Source organism: Streptomyces sp. NPDC050703, from assembly GCF_040654435.1.
In the GTDB taxonomy this organism is placed as follows: Bacteria; Actinomycetota; Actinomycetes; order Streptomycetales; family Streptomycetaceae; genus Streptomyces.
Genome location: NZ_JBFAHX010000003.1, coordinates 271,838 through 290,725, shown reverse-complemented (window position 1 = coordinate 290,725; position 18,888 = coordinate 271,838). Strand labels below are relative to the sequence as shown.

The 18,888-nt window shown below is 74.1% G+C and carries 16 protein-coding genes; 10 read left to right on the top strand and 6 right to left on the bottom strand.

Annotation, left to right across the window (positions count from 1 at the left end; all coding sequences use genetic code 11):
• Positions 1-335: 335 nt before the first annotated feature.
• On the bottom strand, positions 336-1,574 hold the full coding sequence (locus tag AB0I16_RS04565; RefSeq protein WP_363247885.1) for an amidohydrolase family protein: 1,239 nt from the start codon (positions 1,572-1,574) through the stop codon (positions 336-338).
• 363 nt (positions 1,575-1,937) lie between these two features.
• Between AB0I16_RS04565 and AB0I16_RS04560 the strand changes: the two genes are divergently transcribed.
• From AB0I16_RS04560 to AB0I16_RS04540, 5 genes are all read left to right on the top strand, one after another.
• The gene (locus tag AB0I16_RS04560; protein WP_363247835.1) at positions 1,938-4,913 is read left to right on the top strand and encodes a BTAD domain-containing putative transcriptional regulator; all 2,976 of its coding nucleotides are present in this window, start codon (positions 1,938-1,940) and stop codon (positions 4,911-4,913) included.
• Positions 4,914-5,118: 205 nt separating this feature from the next.
• Positions 5,119-5,298, top strand: a complete 180-nt coding sequence (locus tag AB0I16_RS04555) for a sigma-like protein (protein ID WP_363247834.1) — start codon at positions 5,119-5,121, stop codon at positions 5,296-5,298.
• A 187-nt stretch (positions 5,299-5,485) separates the two neighbouring features.
• Positions 5,486-5,719: a hypothetical protein gene (locus tag AB0I16_RS04550; protein WP_363247832.1), complete on the top strand. Its 234-nt coding sequence runs from the start codon at positions 5,486-5,488 to the stop codon at positions 5,717-5,719.
• Positions 5,720-6,068: 349 nt separating this feature from the next.
• Positions 6,069-6,728, top strand: a complete 660-nt coding sequence (locus tag AB0I16_RS04545; RefSeq protein ID WP_363247831.1) for a hypothetical protein — start codon at positions 6,069-6,071, stop codon at positions 6,726-6,728.
• Positions 6,729-6,824: 96 nt separating this feature from the next.
• Positions 6,825-7,220: a VOC family protein gene (locus tag AB0I16_RS04540; protein ID WP_363247830.1), complete on the top strand. Its 396-nt coding sequence runs from the start codon at positions 6,825-6,827 to the stop codon at positions 7,218-7,220.
• Between the two features lie 4 nt (positions 7,221-7,224).
• On the opposite strand, the gene AB0I16_RS04535 is transcribed toward AB0I16_RS04540, so the two are convergent.
• Entirely contained in the window at positions 7,225-8,826 is a 1,602-nt protein-coding gene (locus AB0I16_RS04535) for a FadD3 family acyl-CoA ligase (RefSeq protein WP_363247829.1), read from the bottom strand.
• Positions 8,827-8,971: 145 nt separating this feature from the next.
• Here AB0I16_RS04535 and AB0I16_RS04530 point away from each other — a divergent pair, with 145 nt between their 5' ends.
• From AB0I16_RS04530 to AB0I16_RS04520, 3 genes are read left to right on the top strand one after another with little or no spacing between them, the layout of a single operon-like run.
• On the top strand, positions 8,972-10,123 hold the full coding sequence (locus AB0I16_RS04530) for a lipid-transfer protein (RefSeq protein ID WP_363247828.1): 1,152 nt from the start codon (positions 8,972-8,974) through the stop codon (positions 10,121-10,123).
• 59 nt (positions 10,124-10,182) lie between these two features.
• On the top strand, positions 10,183-10,638 hold the full coding sequence (locus AB0I16_RS04525) for an OB-fold domain-containing protein (protein WP_363247827.1): 456 nt from the start codon (positions 10,183-10,185) through the stop codon (positions 10,636-10,638).
• Positions 10,635-11,420 carry an enoyl-CoA hydratase/isomerase family protein gene (locus AB0I16_RS04520; protein WP_363247826.1) on the top strand — a complete coding sequence of 262 codons (786 nt, stop codon included), beginning with the start codon at positions 10,635-10,637 and terminating at the stop codon, positions 11,418-11,420. Before AB0I16_RS04525 ends, AB0I16_RS04520 begins: the two co-directional genes overlap by 4 nt.
• A gap of 21 nt (positions 11,421-11,441) precedes the next feature.
• On the opposite strand, the gene AB0I16_RS04515 is transcribed toward AB0I16_RS04520, so the two are convergent.
• Positions 11,442-13,811, bottom strand: coding sequence for a serine/threonine-protein kinase (locus tag AB0I16_RS04515; RefSeq protein ID WP_363247825.1), 2,370 nt, complete (start codon positions 13,809-13,811; stop codon positions 11,442-11,444).
• Between the two features lie 183 nt (positions 13,812-13,994).
• On the bottom strand, positions 13,995-14,825 hold the full coding sequence (locus tag AB0I16_RS04510) for a VOC family protein (protein WP_363247824.1): 831 nt from the start codon (positions 14,823-14,825) through the stop codon (positions 13,995-13,997).
• A 157-nt stretch (positions 14,826-14,982) separates the two neighbouring features.
• Here AB0I16_RS04510 and AB0I16_RS04505 point away from each other — a divergent pair, with 157 nt between their 5' ends.
• Positions 14,983-15,630 carry a TetR family transcriptional regulator gene (locus AB0I16_RS04505; protein ID WP_363247823.1) on the top strand — a complete coding sequence of 216 codons (648 nt, stop codon included), beginning with the start codon at positions 14,983-14,985 and terminating at the stop codon, positions 15,628-15,630.
• 174 nt (positions 15,631-15,804) lie between these two features.
• Here AB0I16_RS04505 and AB0I16_RS04500 read toward each other — a convergent pair whose 3' ends face one another.
• Complete coding sequence (locus AB0I16_RS04500) at positions 15,805-16,284, bottom strand: nitroreductase family deazaflavin-dependent oxidoreductase (protein ID WP_363247822.1); 480 nt, start codon at positions 16,282-16,284, stop codon at positions 15,805-15,807.
• Complete coding sequence (locus AB0I16_RS04495; RefSeq protein WP_363247821.1) at positions 16,284-17,552, bottom strand: acyl-CoA dehydrogenase family protein; 1,269 nt, start codon at positions 17,550-17,552, stop codon at positions 16,284-16,286. Before AB0I16_RS04495 ends, AB0I16_RS04500 begins: the two co-directional genes overlap by 1 nt.
• A 141-nt stretch (positions 17,553-17,693) precedes the next feature.
• Here AB0I16_RS04495 and AB0I16_RS04490 point away from each other — a divergent pair, with 141 nt between their 5' ends.
• Positions 17,694-18,875: an acetyl-CoA acetyltransferase gene (locus AB0I16_RS04490; RefSeq protein WP_363247820.1), complete on the top strand. Its 1,182-nt coding sequence runs from the start codon at positions 17,694-17,696 to the stop codon at positions 18,873-18,875.
• Positions 18,876-18,888: the final 13 nt, after the last annotated feature.

Below are 18,888 nucleotides of genomic sequence, written 5' to 3'. Positions count from 1 at the left end.
CCCCCACGTCCCCTCCGGCCGCCGGGCGCCCGTCCGTCCGCTCCTACTGAGCGGCATCCGCTGCGGCGAACGGGCGGGCGGGTGGGAGACACCCGTCGCGAAGCGGCGGAACAGCAGGAGGGGCCCGGCCGCCCTCCTCCGTGAGCCCAGGAGGGGCTGCGCTCGCGCATACCCCCACGTCCCCTCCGGCCGCCGGGCGCCCGTCCGTCCGCTCCTACTGAGCGGCATCCGCTGCGGCGAACGGGCGGGCGGGTGGGAGACACCCGCCGCGAAGCGGCGGACAACAGCAGGAGGGGCCCGGCCGGGCCGGGGGGACATCCGCCGCGAAGCGGCCGTCAGCAGCAGGAGGGGCCCGGCCAGAGGCCCTCCTCCGTGAGGCCCAGGAGGGCTATCGCGTTGCCGCGCACGATGCGGGAGACCACCTCGGGATCGAGGTGACCCATCTGGGCCTCGCCGACCTCGCGGGACTTCGGCCACGTGGAGTCCGAGTGCGGATAGTCCGTCTCGTACAACACGTTCCCCGCCCCGATGGAATCGAGGTTCCGCAGCCCGAAGGCGTCGTCGAAGAAGCACCCGTAGACATGCGAGGCGAACAGCTCCGACGGCGGCCGGTGGACCTTGTCCGCCACCCCGCCCCAGCCCCGGTTCTCCTCCCACACCACGTCCGCCCGCTCCAGGATGTAGGGAATCCAGCCGATCTGCCCCTCGGCGTACATGATCCGCAGCCCCGGGAACCGCTCGAACTTGCCGCTCATCAGCCAGTCCACCATCGAGAAGCAGCAGTTCGCGAAGGTGATCGTGGAGCCGACCGCCGGCGGCGCGTCCGCCGAGGTGGACGGCATCCTGCTGGACGAGCCGATGTGCATGGCGATGACCGTCCCCGTCTCGTCGCACGCCGCGAGGAAGGGGTCCCACGCGTCGGTGTGGACGGACGGCAGCCCCAGGTGCGGGGGAATCTCGGAGAAGGCGACCGCCCGCACCCCGCGCGCGGCGTTGCGCCGCACCTCGGCGGCGGCCAGCTCGGCGTCCCAGAGGGGGATGAGGGTCAGCGGGACGAGGCGGCCCCGCGCCTCGGGGCCGCACCATTCCTCGACCATCCAGTCGTTGTACGCGCGTACCCCCAGCAGCCCCAGCTCGCGGTCCTTGGCCTCGGTGAAGGTCTGGCCGCAGAAGCGCGGGAAGGTGGGGAAGCAGAGGGCGGACTGGACGTGGTTGACGTCCATGTCGGCGAGGCGTTCGGGCACGCTGAACGATCCCGGCCGCATCTGCTCGTAGGTGATGACCTCCAGCTTGATCTCGTCCCTGTCGTATCCGACCGCCGTGTCGAGCCGGGTCAGCGGGCGGCGCAGGTCCTCGTACACCCACCAGTCCCCGATAGGGCCTTCGTCCCCTTTCTCCCCCATGACCGGAGCGAACTTCCCGCCGAGGAACGTCATTTCTTTCAGGGGCGCGCGGACGACTCGGGGGCCGGTGTCGCGGTACTTCGACGGGAGCCGGTCCCGCCAGACATGCGGAGGTTCGACCGTGTGGTCGTCCACCGAGATGATCTTCGGGAAGGTCTCCGAGCTCTCCATGGTCTCCATACGTCCAAGGTAGCGCGCATCTGACGGCCCGTCAGCAAGTGGGCAGCGGCCCGGCGGTCACCCGTTCGCGGGCCGGAGCCCCGTACCGGAACCGCTACCGGAATCCCCGCCGGAAACGGCGCGTAACCGGCGTCACGGCGGACGACTCCGTGCGAGGACCCTGTGAGAGCCGTCTCCCACGGCTGACGCATCCGCCATGGACAAGGCAAACTGGCGGATGCAGAAACCGAGGTACGGATGAGGCGTGCCCGGCGCGCCGCCTTGGCACGGCCGAGGTGACCGACAACGGCAAGACCGCGGGACGGGCAGCCCGCGACCGGCAGGACTGGGAACGGCAGGGCGGCAGGGGGAGCGATGGTCGATGTACCGCGAGTACCGGAGCAGTGGCGTCCGGCCTCGGGGGACGCCCCCGAGGAGCGGGCCGAGGGGCACCCCGAGGTCCAGGCGTCACGCTTCAGCGTGCTCGGACCGGTGCGCGCATGGCACGGCGAGGAACAGCTTCCGACCGGTTCTCCGCAGCAACGGGCCCTCCTCGCGGCCCTGCTGCTCAGGGAGGGCCGCACGGCCACGGCCTCGGAGCTGATCGACGCCCTCTGGGGCGAGGACCCGCCCTCGCAGGCGCTGGCGGCGGTGCGTACGTATGCCTCGCGGCTCCGCAAGGTGCTGCCCCCCGGCGTTCTCGTCAGCGAATCCGGGGGCTACTCCGTCCAGGTCGCTGACGGCGCCCTCGACCTCGCCGCGGCGGAGGACCTCTGGGCGGCGGCGGAGAAGTTCCGCGGCGCGGGCGACCTCTGCCAGGCCCGGGCCCTGGTCAACCAGGCGCTCGCCCTGTGGCACGGTGAACCCCTGGCCGGTGTGCCGGGGCCCTACGCCGACACGCAGCGCACCCGCCTGGTGGAGTGGCGACTGCAACTGGTCGAGACCCGCCTCGACATGGACCTGGAGCAGGGCTGCCACGCGGAGGCCGTATCGGAACTGACGGCCCTCACGGCCGCCCACCCGCTGCGCGAGCGCCTGCGCGAGCTGCTGATGCTGGCCCTCTACCGCAGCGGCAGGCAGGCCGAGGCCCTCGCCGTCTACGCGGACACGCGCCGCCTCCTCGCCGACGAACTCGGCGTGGACCCGCGGCCGGGCCTCAAGGAGCTCCAGCAGCGCATCCTCCAGGCCGACCCGGCCCTGGCGGAACCGTCCGCGCCCGCCGCCGAACCCGCCGGGGCCGTCGTCCGCCCCGCCCAGCTCCCCGCGACCGTCCCGGACTTCACCGGCCGGGCCTGCTTCGTCGACGAGCTGAGCGACATCCTCTCCTCCGCCGAGGGGCGGGTCATGGCGGTCTCGGCCCTGGCGGGCATCGGCGGCGTCGGCAAGACGACGCTCGCCGTGCACGTCGCGCACGTGGCGCGCACGCACTTCCCCGACGGCCAGCTCTACGTGGACCTCCAGGGCGCGGGCGCACGGGCGGCGGAACCGGAGACGGTCCTCGGCGCCTTCCTGCGCGCCCTCGGCACCCCGGACTCGGCCGTCCCCGACTCCCTGGAGGAGCGCGCGGCCCTGTACCGCTCGGTCCTCGACGGCAGACGGGTCCTCGTCCTCCTGGACAACGCCCGCGACGCGGCCCAGGTACGCCCCCTCCTGCCCGGCATGGAGGGCTGCGCGGCCCTGGTGACGAGCCGCGTCCGCATGGTCGACCTGGCCGGCGCGCACCTCGTCGACCTGGACGTGATGTCCCCCGAGGAGGCCCTGCTCCTGTTCACCCGCATCGTCGGCGAGGAGCGGGTCACCTCCGAGCGCAAGGCCGCCCTCGACACCGTCGCGGCCTGCGGCTTCCTGCCCCTGGCCATCCGTATCGCGGCCTCCCGCCTGGCGGCCCGCCGCACCTGGACGGTCTCGACCCTGGCCGCGAAGCTGGCGGACGAGCGCCGCCGCCTCGACGAACTCCAGGCCGGTGACCTCGCCGTCAAGGCCACCTTCGAACTCGGCTACGGCCAGCTGGAGCCCGCCCAGGCCCGCGCCTTCCGCCTGCTGGGCCTCGCGGACGGCCCCGACCTGTCCCTGGCGGCGGCCGCGGCCATCCTCGACCTCCCGCCCGACGAAGCGGAGGACCTCCTGGAGGCCCTGGTCGACACCTCCCTCATCGAATCCGCCGCTCCCGGCCGCTACCGCTACCACGACCTCGTCCGCCTCTACGCGCGTGCGTGCGCCGAACGCGACGAACAGCCCCCGAGCGAACGCGAGGCGGCGATGTCCCGCCTCCTCGACTTCTACCTGGCCTCGGCGGCCCGGGTCTACGCCATAGAGCGCCCCGGCGACCGCACGGTCGACCACCTGGAGCCCACGCGCCACGCGGGCCAGGACTTCAGCGACGACACGAAGGCCCTGGACTGGCTGCACTCGGAGGCGGCCTGCATCCTGGCCTGCGTCCAGCAGTCCCTGGGCCCGCAGACCCTGCGCCGGGCGGTCGACCTCCTCCTCGCCTCCAAGGACCTGGCGGAGTCCGGCGCGAGCTCCCTCCGCTACGAACTGGCCACGTCCGCCGCCCGGGACGCGGCGGCGGCCCTGGACGACGCACATGCGGAGGGACGGGCCCGGGTGACGCTGGCGCAGGTGCACAACAACGCGGGCCGCTTCGAGGCCGCGCGCCTGGAGGCCGAGACCGCCACCTCCCTGAACCGGCTGGCCGACGATCCGTGGACCGGCAGCAACGCGCCCAACGAACTGGGCATCACCGCGAACTGCCTCAACCGCCCCGAGGCGAGCGAGGTCCACCTCCTGCAAGCCGTCGACGCCTTCCGGAAGGACGGCAACCGGCCGGGCGAGGCCAGCGCCCTGTGCAATCTCTCCCGCGTCCTCGTCGCGGTGGGGCGCACCTCCGCCGCGATCGATCTCGTGCGCCAGGGCATCGCGATCTACGACGACCTCGGCCTCACCTTCCGCCTCGCCAACGCCCGGTACGCCCTCGGGATCGCCCTCAGCCATGCCGGCCACCACTCGGAGGCCATGCACCAGCTCACCGGGGCCCTGCAGATGTTCGTGGAGAACCGGCAGCGTCTGTGGGAGGGTACGACCCATTACCGGATCGCGCAGGTCCACCTGGCGGCCGGGCGGCCCGCCCGGGGGGCACAGCACGCGGAGCAGGCGCTCACCACCGGATTCATCGGCGGTGACTGGATGCGGGCCAACATCCTGACCGTTCTGGGCAGGTCGCTCGACGCCCTGAGCCAGCTCGACCGCGCGCGGGCGTGCTGGCGGGAGGCCCTCACTCTGCACGAGAGGGCGAAGGCCCCCGAAGCCGACGAGGTCCGCAAGCTCCTGCACCCCGTCGCCGCCGCATGACGAGGCGGCTCAGGGCGTTCATCGAACGTTTATGGGCAGCTGCCACTCTTCATGTATCGATCCGCCGCGTCGGGGGACAGACGGGTCGCACTGGGTCCCGCGCATAGAGTGAGCGGCCCTGGAACGCCCGCTCGGCGACCCTCGGGGGAGTTGCCGAGCGAGCGTTCGCCCCAGCCGAAATGCCGACAACAACGGGGGTACCACGATGAGCGACGCCAAGATCAACCAGGACATCACCACCATGGGCGACAGCCACATGCCGGCCCCGCCCAAGGACGGCCAGATCACCACCCAGGGCGACAGCCACATGCCGGTCCCGCCCAAGGACGGCCAGGCCACCACCCAGGGCGACAGCCACATGCCGGCCCCGCCCAAGGACGCCTGAGAACTTCATTCCCGACGGGGGTCGGCCGCGACGGCGCGGAGGGGGAGCCGTCGCGGCCGACGCATGTCCGGGCCCGGCCCCCCGGTTTCCGGGGTGCCACGCCCGAGCAGGCGGCGGAATCGAACATTCAGCCGAGGCGTCGTTAGGCTCACGGGCAGCAAGTGCCCCCCGGCCACAAGGAGTTGCCATGACCCGCACCAAGAAGATACTCGTGACGCTCGCCGTCACGGCCGCCGCCACGGGCGCCGCGGCGTCCCCCGCGCTCGCCGTCGACAGCCACATCCCGTCGCCCCCGCGCGACGGCCTGGCGACCGCACCGCTCGACAGCCACATCCCCGGCCCCGCCCCGCTGGGCGACAGCCACATCCCCGCGCCCACCCCGCTCGGCGACAGCCACATCCCCGCGCCCCCGCAGGACTGACGGCTCTCCGCCCACGCCGCCGCCGGCTCGCACCACACGTACTCGCCGCGCCCCTCCGCCCTTCTCCGGGCGAGGGCGTACCACCCCCACCCGTCGAGCATTCGGAGCACATCCGCACCAGATCCACCCCACGCCCCCTCCGCGTACGAGGCGACGGCGTCCGGCGGCGGCTCCGGCGGGTGCGGATCGGCGTCCCGCGCCCCGCCGACCGCCAGGGCCCCGGCGGCTCCCCCGGCCCGCCCGCCCAGCGGGTCGGGACGCGGTGGTTCGGGTGACATCGCGCGACCGTTGCGGAGTCGGACAAGCGGTTGCCGCCGTGGCCGCCGTTCTCCGTGGCAGAGTCGTCCGCATGGTCACCTCACCACGCGACCGGCACCCACGTCATGCCGCCGCCTGCGCCCTCCTTCTCGGCGCCCTCCTCCTGCCCCTCACCGGCTGCGGTGACGAAGGGCGTCCCGGTTCGGCCGTCGGCACCAGCGACGACGTGCCGCCCAGCAAGCCGTCCAGCGCCGCGGCCTCCCCCGGGGCCTCCCCCGGCGCCCCCGCCAGTGCCGCTCCCGGCGCCTCCCCCTACGTGGAGCCCGGGGTCGTCGACGGAGCCCCGCACCACGGCGAGAACAACGCCTACCGCCGCCCCGGCGAGGTGTCCGCCGCCGACCAGAAGGCCGCCGAGGGCGAGGCCGCCCGGATGCGGCCCGTCCTGAAGTGGCTCTGGGAGCGGAAGAAGTGGGACCCCGACAGCGTGCGTGAAGCCCTCACCGGCCGGCTCGGCCACGAGGTGCGCGAGCAGAACGGCTCGGGCAAGGTCCTCGGCGGCACGCTGGAGGTGCGGGAGATGTACGGGCGGTACGAGGAGAAGCGGTACGTGACCCCGGAGGGCGCCCTCATCGGCCTCTACGTGGGGGACAGCGCGTGCGTCACCGGCTTCGTCCAGGAGGCGAACTTCGAGGCCAGGGCGGGCGGCCGGTTCCCGGAGTCCGGCTGCATGGAACCCCTCACCGGCCACTGAGAGCCCGTGCCGCACCCTCGCCGGAGACACCGCCCGCCCCCGGACGGCCCGAATCTCCGTGGACAACCACCGCCCCGGCGACCAATAGTGCCGCCCATGACCTCTCTCGTGCGCCACCTCACGTTCGACTGCCACGACGCCTACCGCCAGGGCACCTTCTGGGCCGAGGTGCTCGGCGGTTCGATCACCGACGAGGACCGCCCCGGCGCCCCCGAAGCACTGGTCGAGGCGGAGGGGATCGCGCTGCTCTTCGTGGCCGTGCCGGACGCCAAGACCGTCAAGAACCGCGTGCACGTCGACCTCCAGCCGCAGGACCGCACCCGCGACGAGGAGGTGGAGCGGTTGCTCGCGCTCGGGGCCGAGATCCACGACGACCAGCGGCGGCCCGACGGCCGCGGCTGGGTCACCCTCACCGACCCGGAGGGCAACGAGTTCTGCGTGGAGTGCAGTGCCGCCGAGCGCAAGGCCATCACCGAGGCCGCGGGCGCCTGACACCTCAGCGGTCCGCCCGCAGCTCTCCCTTCACCACCTTGCCGCTCGCGTTCCTCGGGAGTTCGGCGACGAACTCGACGCTCCTCGGCACCTTGTAGTTCGCCATCTCCCGCCGCGACCAGGCGATCAGGTCGTCCGCCGTCACCACCGCGCCGGGGCGCCGCACGACGTACGCCCTGCCGACCTCGCCGAGCCTCGCGTCGGGCACGCCGATCACGGCGACGTCCGCCACGTCGGGGTGGAGGCCGAGCATCTGCTCTATCTCGGCGGGGTAGGCGTTGAAGCCGCCGACGACGAACATGTCCTTGATCCGGTCGGTGATGCGGAGGTTGCCCTCCGCGTCGAGGACGCCCACGTCGCCGGTGCGCAGCCAGCCGTCCGGGGTGAGGGCGCGGGCGGTCTCCGCGGGGTCCTCGAAGTAGCCGCGCATGACGTGGTGGCCGCGGACAAGGACCTCCCCGGGGCGGCCGGGCGGAAGCGGCTCGCCCCGGGCGGAGACCACCCGTACCTCCGTGCCGGGGATGGCCCGGCCCGAGGTCCGCGCGATGATGTCGGCCGGGTCGCCGCGGCGGCACATCGTCACGATGCCGCTCGCCTCGGAGAGCCCGTACGCGGTGAGGACCGTGCCCACCCGCAGCTCGCCGCGGAGCCGTTCGACGAGCCGGAGCGGCACGACCGCCGCGCCCGTCACCACGAGCCGCAGCGCGGAGAGGTCGTGCCGGTCGCGTGCCGGGTGGTCGAGGATCGACTGGTGCAGGGTGGGGGGGCCCGGCAGGACGGAGACGCGTTCGGCGGCGATGTTGGCGAGGACGGTGTCCACGCCGAAGACCGGCTGCGGGATCATCGTCGCGCCGCGCGTGAGGCAGGCGATGACGCCGGCCTTGTAGCCGAAGGTGTGGAAGAAGGGGTTCACGATCAGGTAGCGGTCGTCCGCGCGGAGGCCGGCCAGCTCGCTCCAGACGTCGTAGCAGCGCAGGGTCTGGGCGTGGGTGATGACGGCGCCCTTGGGGCGCCCCGTCGTGCCGGAGGTGAAGATGATGTCCGAGGGCGCCGAGCCGTCGACCGACTCCGCTCGGGCGCGGACGGCGGACGCGGCCACCGGGTCGCCGCTCGCCAGGAACTCCTTCCAGGCGCGGAAGCCCTCCGGGGCGTCGTCCGAGAGCACCACCGCCTGCTCCAGGTGGGGCAGGCCGGGCAGGGGTCCCGCTCCCGGCCCCTCTGCCGCCGCGCGGCGCAGGGACGCCACGTACGACGTACCGAGGAAGGTGCCGGTGACGAAGAGGAGCTTCGCTCGGCTGCGGGCCAGGACGTAGGCGGCCTCGGCGCCCTTGAAGCGGGTGTTGAGCGGTACGAGGACGCCGCCCGCCGAGACCGCGCCGAGCGCGGAGACGATCCAGTCGAGGGTGTTCGGGGCCCAGACGGCGACGCGGTCGCCGGGCTCGACGCCGTTCGCGAGGCAGGCCGCCGCGGCCCGTTCCACGCGGGCGCCCAGCTCGCCGTACGAGACGCGGGTGCGGCCCTCGACGACCGCCTCCCGGTCGCCGTGCCGCTCGGCGGCGGCCCGTACAAGGCCCGGGACGCTGCCCCACTCCAGGTCGCCGCGCATCGCAAGCCTCCCTGTCCCCCGAGCTCCCGCGCGCTTCCGAGCACTTCCGAGCGAGGAACGCACCGTTACTGACTACCCGTCAGATTAGCGCTAGCCTGACGCACTGTCAGCAGACGGGACGGATCTCGCGGAGGTGCCGCCGCCCATGGCCTCACTCAAGGACGCCGCAGCGATAGCGGGGATCGGCCGGACCCCCTTCGCCAAACGCCTGGCGGAACCCGAGAAGACGCTGGCCTGCCGCGCGATCCTCGCCGCGCTCGACGACGCGGGCATCGCCCCCTCCGAGGTCGACGGCTTCGCCTCGTACACGATGGAGGAGACCGACGAGGTCGAGGTCGCCAAGGCCATCGGCGCGGGTGACGTCACCTTCTTCAGCAAGGTCGGCTACGGCGGCGGCGGTTCCTGCGCGACCGTCGCCCACCTCGCCGCCGCGATCGCCACCGGCCAGGCGAGCGTCGGCGTGGCGTGGCGTTCCCGCAAGCGCGGCAGCGGCCCCCGCCCCTGGACGAACACCGCCGTCCAGCTCCCGACCCCCGCCCAGTGGACGCGGCCCTTCGGCCTGCTGCGCCCCGCCGACGAGATCGCGATGCTGACGCGCCGCTACATGCACGAGTACGGCGTGACCCGCGACCACCTCTTCAACGTCGCCCTCGCCTGCCGCAACCGGGCCAACCAGAACCCGGCAGCGACGATGTACGAGCGCCCGCTGACCCGCGACATGTACATGAACTCGCGGTGGATCAGCGAACCGCTCTGCCTCTTCGACAACTGCCTGGAGACCGACGGGGCGCTGGCCTGCGTCGTCGTCTCCGCCGAGCGGGCGCGCGACTGCCGCACCAGGCCCGTGTACGTCCACTCGGCCGCACAGGGCCTGCCCGCGCAGCACCACGGAATGGTCAACTACTGGAACGACGACCCGCTCTCCGGGCCCGCCTGGACGGCCGCCCGCCAGCTCTGGAAGCAGGCGGACTTCGGCCCGCAGGACGTGGACGTCGCCCAGATCTACGACGCGTTCACCCCGCTCGTCCCGCTCTCCCTCGAAGGCTACGGCTTCTGCGGCCGCGGCGAGGGCGGCGCCTTCACCGAGGGCGGCGCCCTGGAGAGCGGTGGCCGCCTCCCCCTCAACACGAGCGGCGGCGGCCTCAGCGAGGCCTACGTCCACGGCTTCAACCTCATCACCGAGGGGGTGCGGCAACTGCGCGGCACGAGCACCGCCCAGGTCCCCGGGGCATCCACGTGCCTGGTGACGGCAGGGGAGGGGGTCCCCACGTCAGCCCTGCTGCTACGGGCCCCGTAAGGGGCTCGGGGAACGGCGCGAGCAACGCAATCAAACCCGCACCCGGGAGAGGCGAGAACATGGCAGACGAGACACCGCCACCAGAGCCCCTGCTGCGCCCCACGATCGACGAGGACGGCGCCCCGTTCTGGGACTACGCCGCCCGGGGCGAACTCCGCGTCCAGGCCTGCGCGGCCTGCGCCGAGCTCCGCTGGCCGCCCAGGCCCTGCTGTCCCCACTGCCGGTCCTTCGACACCGCGTGGCGGAGGATGAGCGGCCGCGGCCGCATCTGGTCGTACGTCTTCCCGCACCCTCCCCTGCTCCCCGCCTACGCCGCGCAGGCCCCGTACAACGCGGTCCTCGTCGAGCTGGCCGAGGCTCCCCGCGTCCGCCTGGCCGGCAACCTCGTCGCCGCCGCCGACGCCCCGCTGAACTCCGTCGCCCCCGAGCGGCTGCGCGTCGGCGTGAAGGTGCAGGTCGTCTTCGCCGACGTGGACGGGATCACGGTGCCGCGCTGGACGCTGGAGCGGCCGTGACGGGGGGCGCGCTGCACATCGGCGTGGACGCCGGGACGGGGGTGGCCGTGCTGACCCTCGACCGCCCGGAGCGGCACAACGCGATCGACCTGGAGACGGCGGAACAGCTCACGCACGCGTGGCGGACGTTCCGCTCCGACGACTCCGTGCGGGCGGTGGTGGTGACCGGCGCGGGCGACCGGGCCTTCTGCACGGGGATCGACCGCTCGGTGGAGGTGCCGCAGCCCGCCTCCCCGTACACGGTGGACGATCCGCTCGCCGCGATCGGCCCGAAGGCGAACGACCTCTGGAAGCCGGTGATCGCCGCGGTCAACGGCATGGCGTGCGGCGGCGCGTTCTACCTCCTGGGCGAGGCGGAGTTCCTGGTCGCCTCCGAGGACGCGACGTTCTTCGACCCGCACACCACGTACGGCATGGTCAGCGCGTACGAGTCGATGTACATGGCGCGGCGCGTGCCGTACGGGGAGGCCGCGCGGATGGCGCTGATGGGGACCGCCGAGCGGATCTCGGCGCGGCGGGCGTACGAGGTGGGTCTCGTCTCGGAGGTCACCCCGCCGGGGGGAGCGCTCGCGGCGGCCGTGCGCGCCGCCGAGACCATCGCCTCCTGCCCCACGGAGGCGGTGCAGGGCACGGTCCGGTCGCTGTGGACGACGAGGGAGTCCTCCCTGGCCGCCTCGCTCGCCCAGGCACCGCACCTGGTCACCCTGGGCAACGCGCCACCGGAGCGGCAGGCGGAGCTGTTCGCGGGACGGCGGCCGGGCGGGGACCACCGGGTGCGGTGAGCTGCCCGCCCGCGGGGCACGTCAGGACCGCCCGGCGCCCCCGCCGGCCGCCGTCCCCGTGCCCCGCTCCGCGTCCAGCGCGTAGACACAGCGGTCCTTGCTGCACGCGTACACCACGCCGTCCCTGACGAGGGGCGCACCCGTGATCTCGCCGCCCGTGGCCAGCTTCCAGCGGAGGCGGCCGTCGTCGGCCTTCAGGGTGTAGAGGAGGTGGTCGGTGGAGCCGAAGTGGATGCGGCGGTCGGCGACCACGGGGGCGCCGACGACTTCGCCGCCCGCCTGGAAGCGCCACTTCGGGGTGCCGGTCACCGCGTCCAGGGTGTAGAGCCCCTTGCCGCTGCCCACGTGCACGTGGCCGTCGGCGACGAGGACCGGCTCGACGGAGGAGCGGGCCTCCGTGGCGATGCGCCACCGGTCGCGTCCGTCGGTGGCGTCGAGGGCGTACACCGTGCCGAGGTAGTCGGCGAGGTAGACGCCGCCGCCGGTGACGGCGGGCCCGGGGGCGAAGGCGGGCGGGCAGAGGAAGGCCGCGGGCGCCTCGAAGTGCCAGCGCACGTGCCCGGCGGCCACGTCGATGGCGAGGACCCGGGTGCCGGCGGACACGTACACGTAGCCGTCCTGCGCCTGGGTGACGCGGACCGGCACACCGCCGCAGGACGCGGCGTCGCCCACGGGGTAGGACCAGCGCTCCTCGCCGGTCCTGGCCTCCAGGGCGCGCAACCTGGCGTCCTTCCAGACGTACACCGTGCCGTCGAAGACGGCGGGCCCGGCCTCCGGCGTCTCGAAGTCGGTCTGGGCGCCGGTGATCTCCCAGAGCTTCTCGCCGTTGGCGGCCTCCCATGCCTGGACGCCGCCGCCCCGGGTGCCGGTGACGACGGTGCCGCGGGCGGCCTGGAGCGAGTACACCCAGGCGTCGGTCGGCAGCCGCCACAGGTCGGAGCCCTCGGTGCCGTCGAGGGCGTAGAGCGTGGGGCCGTCGGAGGCGTGGATGCGGCCGTCGGCGACCGCCATGGACCAGGCGACGTCCCGCGTCTTGAAGCTGCGGCGGCCCGTGCCGACGTCGAGGGCGTGCACCTCGAAGGAGGTGACGTAGACGAGGTTCCCCGCGACGGCGGGCGTGCCCCAGACGTCGTTGGACATGCGGAAGCGCCACGGCCGCCACGACGTGCCCGCCGCGTCGGGCGCGGGGGCGGGTGCGGGCACGGCGGGCGCGACGCCGTTCGCCGCCGCCTTGGCCCCCGAGGTCCGCGTCCAGGAGGCGGCGAGCCCGGAGTCACCCGGTCCGATGGAGGAGCGGGAGGCGACCCGCGGCCCGGGGCCGATCGGCACCCTTGCGCCGGGGAGCCGCACGGGGCCGCCGTCCGGCGAGGGCGCGGCCGGCGGCCGGGCCGGCGCGGGCGGCGGCTGCTGCGGGGGCGGCGGCGCGATGACGGAGGCGTGGGGTGCGGCGCTGCGTCCCGCGGCGGCCGGGACCCTGGCGGGCGGCCTGCCGCCCCTGCGGGCCTCGATCAGCTCGACGGCCCGCTCGGGCAGCCAGGCGGACGCGGTGCCGCTGTCGTCGTTGCCCGCGCTCTCGGAGGCGAAGAGGTGCGGGGCGAGCTGCGCCTGGAGGTCGGCGGGTGACGGCCGCCTCGTGGCGTCCATCTGCATGCAGGACTCGATCAGCGGACGGAGGTCGTCCGGGAGTCCTTCCAGGTCGGGGCCCTCACGGAGGAGCATGAAGACCGTCTCGACGGGGTTGGCGCCGTGGAAGGGCGCGTGGCCGGTCGCGGCGAAGACGAGGGTCGAGCCGAGCGAGAAGACGTCGCTGGCCCCGGTGACGCTGCGGGAGTCCTTGGCCTGCTCGGGCGACATGTACGCGGGCGTGCCGACGGCGACGTTGGTCATGGTCAGGCGGGTGTTGGAGACGCCGGACGCGATGCCGAAGTCGATGACGCGCGGCCCGTCCTCGACGACGAGGACGTTGGACGGCTTGAGGTCGCGGTGGACGAGTCCGGCCCCGTGGATGGACTCCAGGGCCTCGGCCACGCCCGCCGCGAGCCACCGCACCGCCTGGGTGGGCAGCGGCCCGTGTTCATTCACTATCTCTTCGAGCGAGGGCGCGGGCACGTACGCCGTGGCGAGCCAGGGCACGGCGGCGCGCGGATCGGCGTCCACGACGGCGGCCGTGTAGAAACCGGACACCGCGCGCGCGGCCTCGACCTCGCGCGTGAAGCGGACGCGGAACAGCTGGTCCTCGGCGAGCTCGGTCCGCACCGTCTTGATCGCCACGCGTCGGCCCGACGCGGAGCGCGCCAGATAGACCAGGCCCATGCCACCGGCGCCCAGCCTGCCGAGGACCTCGAACGGGCCGATCCGCCTCGGATCGTGCTGCGTCAGCTGATCCACCACTTGCCCTGCCACCTCCCCGTACGCGGCCGCCGAAGCGGGCAGCCCCGTGCAGCGTCTCACCACCGAGCCTCTCCGGCGGCACGCACCCTGATTCTTCCTGTCCGAGGCGGCCGTGGCGAACCCGGGGCGCGATCGGGGTGTCTCGGGACAAACCATGCCGGGGGCCGCCCCGGGCGGGCGCGGTCAGTCCTGGAGGACCGCGAAGACCGCCCCCTGGTTGTCCCTGATCACCGCCATGCGACCGTACGGGATGTCGGTGGGCGGCATGAGCGCGCGACCGCCGAGCCGGGTGGCCGTCGCGGTCGTGGCGTCGGCGTCGGCGACGGTGAAGTAGACGAGGAAGTGCGGAGGCATCTCGGGGGTGCTGTAGCCGTCGGCGGACCGTGCGCCGACGGCGTCGGCGGCGGGGAAGAGCTGGCGCCCGCCGACGGCCGTGTCGGGGCCCGGCTCGGCCCCGGCGGGCGACCAGGTGCGGAAGGCGACGCCGTCCAGGTCGAGGTCGTGGCCCCGGTAGCCGAAGACGCCCTCGTAGAAGGGGTCGACCCGGTCCTTGTCGCGGGAGTACACCTCGGTCCAGCAGAACGCGCCCGGCGCCTGTGTCAGGCCGAAGCCGCGGTGCGTGCCGGCCTGCCAGAGCCCGAAGACGGCGCCCTCGGGGTCGGCGGCGAGCCCCATCGTCCCGAAGGGCCCCACGGTCATGGCCTCCGTGACCATGGAGCCGCCCGCCGCCTTGATCCGCCCGGCGAGCGCGGCGGCGTCGGGGGTGGCGAGGTAGACCGTCCATACGGTGGGCATGCGGCCGTCGGCCTTGGGCGCGAGGGCGGCGACGGCCCGTCCGCCGAGGGACGCCTGGGCGTAGTGGCCGTACTCCGGCCCCGCGCCCTCGTCGAAGGTCCACCCGAACAGCTCTCCGTAGAACCGCTTGCCGCCCTCGACGTCGGGGAGCATCGCGTCGGCCCAGCAGGGCACGCCCTCCCCGTACTCGTCCCCCGTGTCACGCTCCGCGTAGTCCATGTCGGCCAAGCTAGCGGCGGTCCGGCGAACGCGCAGCACAGCAATTCGAACATCTGCCCAATTCCTACGGGACCCGCCCCGCGCCCCGCTCACGCGCCCCAACCCCATTTGCACTCGGCCGAATCGCGCTCCGATCACCCCTCGGTAAGCTGACGGCATGACAGGACAGGTACGGACCGTCGACGGCCGCGTGGCCGGTCGGCGCGGTCAGGCGACGCGCCAGAAGCTGCTCGACTGCCTCGGCGACATGCTCAGCTCCTCGCCCTACCGGGACGTCAAAGTCATCGACGTCGCCCGGAAGGCGGGGACTTCACCCGCGACCTTCTACCAGTACTTCCCGGACGTCGAGGGCGCCGTACTGGAGATCGCGGAGCAAATGGCCGCGGAGGGCGCCGAATTGACCCGGCTGCTCGAAGGCAGGTCGTGGGTCGGCAAGGCGGGCTGGCAGACCTCCCAGGAGCTGGTCGACGGCTTCATGGAGTTCTGGCGCAAGAACGACGCGATCCTCCGGGTCGTCGACCTGGGCGCCGCCGAGGGCGACAAGCGCTTCTACAAGATCCGGATGAAGATCCTCAACTCGGTCAACAACTCCCTTACGGACACCGTCAAGGAGCTCCAGGCCAAGGGCAAGGTCGACAAGGACATCAGCCCCGCCGCCATGGCGGGCTCCATCGTCGCGATGCTCGCCGCCGTCGCCTCGCACCAGCGCGGCTTCCAGACCTGGGGCGTCAAGCAGGCGGAGCTCAAGCCGAACCTCGCGACGCTCGTGCATCTGGGCGTGACGGGGAAGAAGCCGACCAAGTAGCCCGGCACGCGCCTCGGCACGCCGGACCTGCCCGGCCTGCTCATGACCGGCCCTCGCGGGCCCGGCCCGCACCCCTCGCCCGCGCCCACCCCTCCCTTCCTGTCATCCCGGCGGCGGATCACCCAGGTGATCCGCCGTCGTGGTTTCCGCGCCTCCCCGCCCCCGGGCCGCGGTTCAGCGGGCGCGCCGCTCCAGGCGGAACAGCCGGATCTCCCGGTCCACCCGCGCCTGGTACGCCGCGTAGGGCGGCCAGAACGCCAGCGCGGCCTCCCAGGCCGCGGCCCGCTCCTCCCCCGCCAGCAGCCGCGCGCGCACCGCGATGTCCTCGCCGCGCCAGTTGATCTCCGCGTCCGGGTGGGCCAGGAGGTTCGCCGTCCACGCGGGGTGGCGGGGGCGCCCGAAGTTGGACCCGACGAGGACCCAGCCGCCGGACGCCTCGTCGGGCATGCAGGCCAGCGGCGTACGCCTCGGCAGTCCGCTTCTCGCGCCGCGCGCGGTCAGGATCACGCCGGGCAGCATCTGGGCGCTGAGCAGCACTTTCCCGCGCGTGAGGCGGTGCACGGCGCGGTCGAGCGCGGGGACGAAGCGGGGCGCGACCCTCGCGAAGGCCCGGGTCGACGACACCTTCCGCACCAGACGGACCCCCGGCGGCATCAGCGGACCTCCCCCGCCGCGGGGGCGCCTCCAGGACCGGCCGCCGCCCCCGCGAAGAGCCCGGCCCGCTCGGCCGCACGGGCCCGCAGCCGGTGCACGGGGCCGAAGAGGAGTTCGTCCCCGGCGGCCCGCTTGAAGTACAGGTGCGCGTCGTGCTCCCAGGTGAAGCCGGTCCCGCCGTGCAGCTGCACGGCCTCGGACGCGGCGGCCCGCAGCGCTTCGAGCCCCTGCGCGAGGGCGAGGCCGCCGGACCGCTCGGCCGCCCCCGCGCCGCTCCCCGCGGCCTCGGCGCCGGCGGCCCAGGCCGCGTAGTAGGCGGCCGAGCGGGCCGCCTGCACCTGTACGTACACGTCGGCCAGGCGGTGCTTGACCGCCTGGAAGGACCCGATCGGCCGGCCGAACTGCTCACGCCGCCGCACGTGCTCCAGGGTCCGCTCCAGGGCACGGTCCGCGGCCCCCACGGCCTCCGCGGCGAGGACGGTGGCGGCCACGTCCCCGACGTCCGCGAGCGCGGCGGGCACACGGGAGGCGTCGTCCGGGCCGAGCAGTTCCGCCGCCACGTCCCGCAGTTCGACCCTCGCGGGGGCGCGGGTCTCGTCGAGCGCCGTCTGCCGCGTCCGCACCATGCCGCGCGCCCCCTGCCGTACGAGGAAGAGGAGCGTACGGGAACGGGCGAAGCCGCCGGTGTGCGCGGCCACCACCAGGAGGTCCGCGCTGTGCCCGTCGAGCACCTGCCCGGCCTGCCCGTACAGCCGCCACGCCCCGGTCCCGGTACCGGTCCCGGTCCCGCTGTCGGGCCTCGCCTGGACGCCGCCCGCGCGTCCGCCGCCCGCCCAGTCGCCGCCGCCGTCCCCGACGAGGCCGAGCGCCGTGGCGAGCCCGGCCCCCGGGACGGCCAGGGCCGCGGTCAGCCCGCCGGCCGCGACGCGCGGCAGGATCTCGGCGCGCTGCTCCTCGGTGCCGAGCGCGAGGACCAGCGGGGCGGCGAGGACGGCGGTGGCGAGGAGCGGGGAGGGGGCGAGGGCGCGGCCCAGCTCCTCACAGCCGAGCGCCAGCTCCGTGGCGGTGCAGCCGACGCCCCCGTACGCCTCGGGGAGCGCGAGCCCCGGCAGGCCCAGCCGTGCGGCGAGGGCGGACCACAGGGCGGGGTCGTGACCCGCGGGGGTGCGCACCGCGGCCTTGACGTCGTCGGGGCCGCAGCGTTTGGCGAGCAGTTCGCGAAGGGTGCGGCGGATCTCGTCCTGTTCCGCGCTGAAGGCGGCGTCCATCGGCAGACTCCTCCCCCCGGACCCGTGGACGGGACCGGATCTGACGGGGCGTCATGGTAGGCCCGCCCCCGCCATATGCACAGGGCGGTGACGCGGGGCGGGGCCTGCCCGCACCCCCGGATCTGATGTACCGTCAGATCCATGTCTCCCGCCACCCGCTCCACGCCCCGCAAGGTCGCCGCGGTCGGGGTCGCCCTCGCGGACTGCGGCCGGGTCGACGCGGCCACGCCCTACGCCCTGCACGCCCAGGCGGCCCGCCGCGCGCTCGCCGACTCCGGGCTCGGCAGGGACGTGATCGACGGCATCGCCTCGGCGGGCCTCGGCACGCTGGCCCCGGTCGAGGTCGCCGAGTACCTCGGGCTCAGGCCCCGCTGGGTGGACTCCACCTCGGTCGGCGGCGCCACCTGGGAGGTCATGGCCGCGCACGCGGCGGAGGCGATAGCGGCGGGGCGGGCCGACGCGGTCCTGCTCGTGTACGGGTCGACCGCGCGCGCGGACATCAGGGCGGGGCGGCGCACCTCGAACCTCTCCTACGGCGCGCGCGGACCGCTCCAGTTCGAGGCTCCCTACGGGCACTCGCTGATCGCCAAGTACGCGATGGCCGCGCGCCGCCACATGCACGAGTACGGCACGACCCTCGAACAGCTCGCCTCCGTCGCCGTCCAGGCCCGGGCCAACGCGGCGGCCAACCCCGACGCGATGTACCGCGCGCCGGTCACGGTGGACGACGTACTCGCGGGCCCGATGATCGCGGACCCCTTCACCAGACTGCACTGCTGCATACGTTCCGACGGCGGCTGCGCGGTCCTCCTCGCCGCCGAGGAGTACGTGGCCGACTGCGCGTCGCGGCCGGTCTGGGTCCTCGGCGCGGGCGAGCACGTCTCGCACGCGGCGATGTCGGAGTGGGACGACTTCACGGTCTCCCCCGCGGCGGTCAGCGGGCGTCTCGCCTTCGAACGGGCGGGGGTGCGGCCCGCCGACATCGACCTCGCGGAGATCTACGACGCCTTCACCTACATGACGCTGGTGACGCTCGAAGACCTCGGCTTCTGCGGCAAGGGCGAGGGCGGCGCCTACGTCGAGAGGGGCCGGCTGCTGCGGGACGGCGCGCTCCCGACCAACACCGACGGCGGCGGCCTCTCGGCCCAGCATCCCGGGATGCGGGGCCTGTTCCTGCTGGTGGAGGCGGTACGGCAACTGCGCGGCCAGGCGGGCCCACGGCAGGTCCACCGCCCGGACGGCACCCTGCCGGAACTGGCCGTGGCCTCGGGCACGGGCGGATGGTTCTGCTCGTCGGGGACGGTGGTGCTGGGACGGGGCTGAGTGTGGGCCTCGG